The sequence below is a fragment of the Candidatus Angelobacter sp. genome, from assembly GCA_035607015.1.
Taxonomy (GTDB): domain Bacteria; phylum Verrucomicrobiota; class Verrucomicrobiia; order Limisphaerales; family AV2; genus AV2.
The window spans coordinates 1-3,918 of record DATNDF010000270.1 but is presented as its reverse complement, the minus strand read 5'-3'; the positions used below and the strand labels follow the sequence as shown (position 1 = coordinate 3,918).

Annotated in this window: 4 protein-coding genes; all 4 read right to left on the bottom strand. The window is 58.4% G+C overall.

What is annotated here, in order from left to right:
• On the bottom strand, positions 1-363 hold a 363-nt coding region (locus tag VN887_11015), incomplete at its 3' end, for a glycosyltransferase (GenBank protein HXT40536.1).
• A 9-nt stretch (positions 364-372) separates the two neighbouring features.
• On the bottom strand, positions 373-1,659 hold the full coding sequence (locus VN887_11010) for a mechanosensitive ion channel family protein (protein ID HXT40535.1): 1,287 nt from the start codon (positions 1,657-1,659) through the stop codon (positions 373-375).
• Between the two features lie 489 nt (positions 1,660-2,148).
• Positions 2,149-2,826 carry a TrkA family potassium uptake protein gene (locus tag VN887_11005; GenBank protein HXT40534.1) on the bottom strand — a complete coding sequence of 226 codons (678 nt, stop codon included), beginning with the start codon at positions 2,824-2,826 and terminating at the stop codon, positions 2,149-2,151.
• A gap of 13 nt (positions 2,827-2,839) precedes the next feature.
• Positions 2,840-3,918, bottom strand: a 1,079-nt coding sequence (locus VN887_11000; protein HXT40533.1) for a potassium transporter TrkG, incomplete at its 5' end; no start/stop codon positions are given.

Here is a 3,918-nt window from a genome sequence, read left to right as displayed (position 1 = left end):
GCTGTTGATGAACGTGTATTTCAGCTCGTGCTTCTTGATGAAGCGCAGCGCGTTTTCGCCCCAAGCGGGCAGTTTCTCGTGAAGATACTCCTTGGGAATGAAATTCTGCCCACCGCAGCGCGCGCGAATAATCCGCACTTGCTCGGCCACGGGTTCGATTTCCGGCTGGTCCTCGAATCGCCGCGTCCAGATGTCCACCTCGTAGCCTAGTTGCGCCAGCTTCTTGGAAAGCTCCAGCACATAGACGACCTGCCCGCCCGTGTCCGCTGCGCCCAAGGGTGGTTGAGCGGCCACGTAGCCGTGCGTGGAGACCATCGCGATCCGTGGCAGCACTGATTTTGCGCTAATTATGTCCTCGTTCATAGGTCGAGATCAGTTTCGGGTTGCTTGGCTTTCGGGGCTGGTCACGCGCCATTCCGAATCCTGCTTGAGGTAGAGCGTCTGCGTCGGGAACGCAAAGCTGATGGCTTCCGCATCAAAGCGGCGTTTCAATTCCAGATTCAGCTTCTGAAATTGAAGCAGGTATTCCTTGAAGTCCGTTGAATCCCACCAGTGAACCACGAGGATGTTCAGCGACGAACTTTCAAACTTGTTGAAGCTGATGATGAGGTCGGCAGTCTTCGGGTGCGGGCGGTAAATATCCTCGATGATTTTCATCGCGCGTTCAACTTTTTCCGCCGGCGTGTCGTAGGTGACGCCAATGTTCATCACCGTTTTGATGTTGGGCCGTTTGCTCACATTAGTGAGGCTCGCATTGGCCATCGTGCGATTCGGAACAGTGACCAGATGTCCGTCCAGGTTGCGAATGCGTGTACTGCGCAAGCCGATGGCTTCGACGCTGCCATCAATTGAATCAAGCTGAATGCGGTCGCCAACCCGAAACGGTTTGTCCGCGAACAGTGCGACCGCGCCGAAGAGGTTCGAGAGCGTATCCTGCGCCGCGAGACCGACCGCCAATCCGCCGATGGAGAGCGAAGCGAGAAGGCCCGTGACGTTCATGCCGAGGTTTTGCGAAGTGACGAGGAACGCTACGACGATGACAAACACCTTCAGGCTCTTGCGGATGACGGGAAAAAGCTGCATGTCGAGCACGGCTTCGCCCGCGGCCTCGACCCGTTTCTGCCACAGCCCCATGACGAGGTCCACGAACTTCAAAGCGACGTACGTGAGCGAAGCGGCAACGATGATCTTGAGCGCATTCGAGATGAACGTCTCCGCCCAGCCTGGCCAGGTGAACACCTGCAAGCCCACGTGCAAAAGGATCACAAACGCGACGATTTTCACCGGTCCGCGTATCAATTCGAGAAGCAGATCATCCAACTGCGTCTTGGTTTTCGCGGTGAGCTTGCGCAATTGGACTTGAATCAAGTAGTCCAGCAACTTCGAGGCATAGAAAGCCAGCACCACATAAACGAGCGCCGCCAGATATTGCCAGAGCGGGTTGCCCATCACCGAAACCTGAAGCCATTCGACGCGGTCCAATCCGAACGTGAGCCAGGTGTTCGTCGAGGTCGCCGCATTTGTCGCTGTGGCGGTCGAAGGCGGCGCGTTTGTGGGCGCGTCAGCCGCGACCAGTCCCAGAGGATTGAGGACTAACAGGAGAAACAGTATTGCCGATGGAATCCATCGCTTGGGCGAATTCAGACATTTCGATTTCATAGCGCGCGTTTGTTTTCATTTGTGCTGCGCAAGCTCGCGCGCGGGGCTGAAAAAAAGTACAGGCCGCCGCTGAGCACTGCGCTCAGATGGCGGCCCGACCATCTCGAAATCCTCCAGAGAGCGAAGCTCTCTGAACCCTTTTCCTCACGGAACATTCCCGTGAGGCATTTAGCGTTTAGATGGAAAATTTAACACAGCCGGGTCGAGGCAACCAAGCGCTTTCTTCGGAATCGGCCACGAAAGAACACCGGACGCAGGCAATCCGGCGAAGCGGATTTTCTCATCGCGGTTCAACTTGGGTCAGTGCCACGCGGCCACGAGTCGCCAACGGAACGTGCGTCGTGCCATCAACCGTGCGGCTGAAAAATGCCGCTGGAGTATTCGACGATGGCGACGGCTCGTTGCGAACAGCGTACCGATTAAGCAAACGGCGAGCGCAGTGGAAGTCAGTTTGCCAACAAAGTTTTCGCCACGCTAGAGAATCAGGTCCTATTCCACCGGGCCGCATTCTTGCTCAAATCGGTTAAGGTTTTCACGCCGCCCGGAAACAAAGAGCATGTCGCCACCGAGAATTGTGCGGTCCGGTGTCGGTTCGATTGCGACCGTGTCACCGTTCGCGCCAGTCCGCGTCAGCAGGACAACATTCACATGATACCGCTCGCGAAGTGCGGCGGCTGTCAACGTCTTGCCGTGAAGCGGCGGGCCAACCCGGATTTGCGCCAATTGATGATCGTCGCACAACTGCTGCCGGTCACTGCCGGCGTTGTCGCGCAACCGTTCTGCCAGTCGGTAAGCCATGTCGCGGGTGGGTAACACCACGAGGTCCGCGCCTAGTTTTTCGAGCACGGTGGCATGCCGAGAGTCGAGCGCGCGGCAGATGAGTTTCTTCACCTTGAGTTCCTTGAGCAGCAAGGTGGTCAGGATGCTGCCCTGCATGTTCTCGCCGATGCTCACGACCACGGCATCGGCCTCCTGCACGCCGGCTTCCTTGAGTGCGTGCTGGTCTTCCGCGTCCATTTCCACCGCGTGAAAACCGTCCTGCACCAGATCCTCCACGCGGTCGGGGTTCTTGTCAGCCAGCACGATTTCGCTGCCGAACTCGGAAAGCCGCGTGGCCAGATGCGCGCCGAACCGGCCTGCGCCAATGATAAAAATACGTTGCGCCATGATTTTTCTTTCTTCAACCGAGCGACAGTTCCTCGCGCGGCTGCCGGACCAGCAGCGGATTGGCCGGACGTGCCAGATACACCCCTAGCACCAGCGGTGCAATGCGGCCCACGAACATGAGCGCGATGATAACAACTTTGCCAGCGGCGGTCAAAAGTGGTGTCACGCCCGTGCTCAAACCCACCGTGCCAAAGGCCGACACCGCCTCGAACACCAACGCCAGCCAGTGTTGACGGGTTTGTGAGGCCGGGTGTCCTTCTTCAAACACCATCAACAACGCCACGCCCGTCACCACGCACGCGATACCGAACAGTGCCAGCATCGTGGCCACGAAGGAAACCTTCGGTCGCAGCCGACGACTCCAAAATTGCACTTCGTCACGTCGTCGCAGTGCCGACCACGCTGTCAGCAGGAGCACCACGAACGTCACGGTCTTGATGCCGCCGGCCATCGAACCGGGCGCACCGCCGATGAACATCAATCCCAGCGTTGCCAGCAAGGTGGGCGGATTCATCTGCCCCACGTCCACGACGTTGAATCCGGCGGTGCGCGACATCGCGGAATGAAAGAAAGACCAGGACACCTGTTCGTCCACCGTGGCGTGCTTGAGGGTATCGTTGGATTCAAACACCCAGGCAACGATGCCGCCCACCAGCAGCAACACGACTGCCGAGAGGATTGAGAGCCGTGTCTGCATGGTGAGCCGTCCGCGTCGACGCGGATCGCGCCGCCAAAAATAGTAGTAACGCAGATTGATCAACGTCATCAGTCCGATGCCGCCCGCGATGACGAGCGCTGATACGACTCCCAGCACGGCGGGATACGCCCGCCAGCGAGCCATGCCTTCCGGGTAAATCGAGATGCCGGCGTTGCAGAACGCGCTCACCGAGTGGAACACGGCTTCCCACAGCGTCCGCCAGTGATTCGTCTCGGGTTGCGCCTGCGACATCTGTGTGAACAAGGCCACTGTCCCGGCCAGCTCGAAGAGCAACACGAACACACAGGCGTAGATGAATACGTCCAACGGTCGCACCTGACGCATGCGTCCCACGGTCGCGTGAATCGTTTGCTCATCCGAGAGTGACAGCCGGT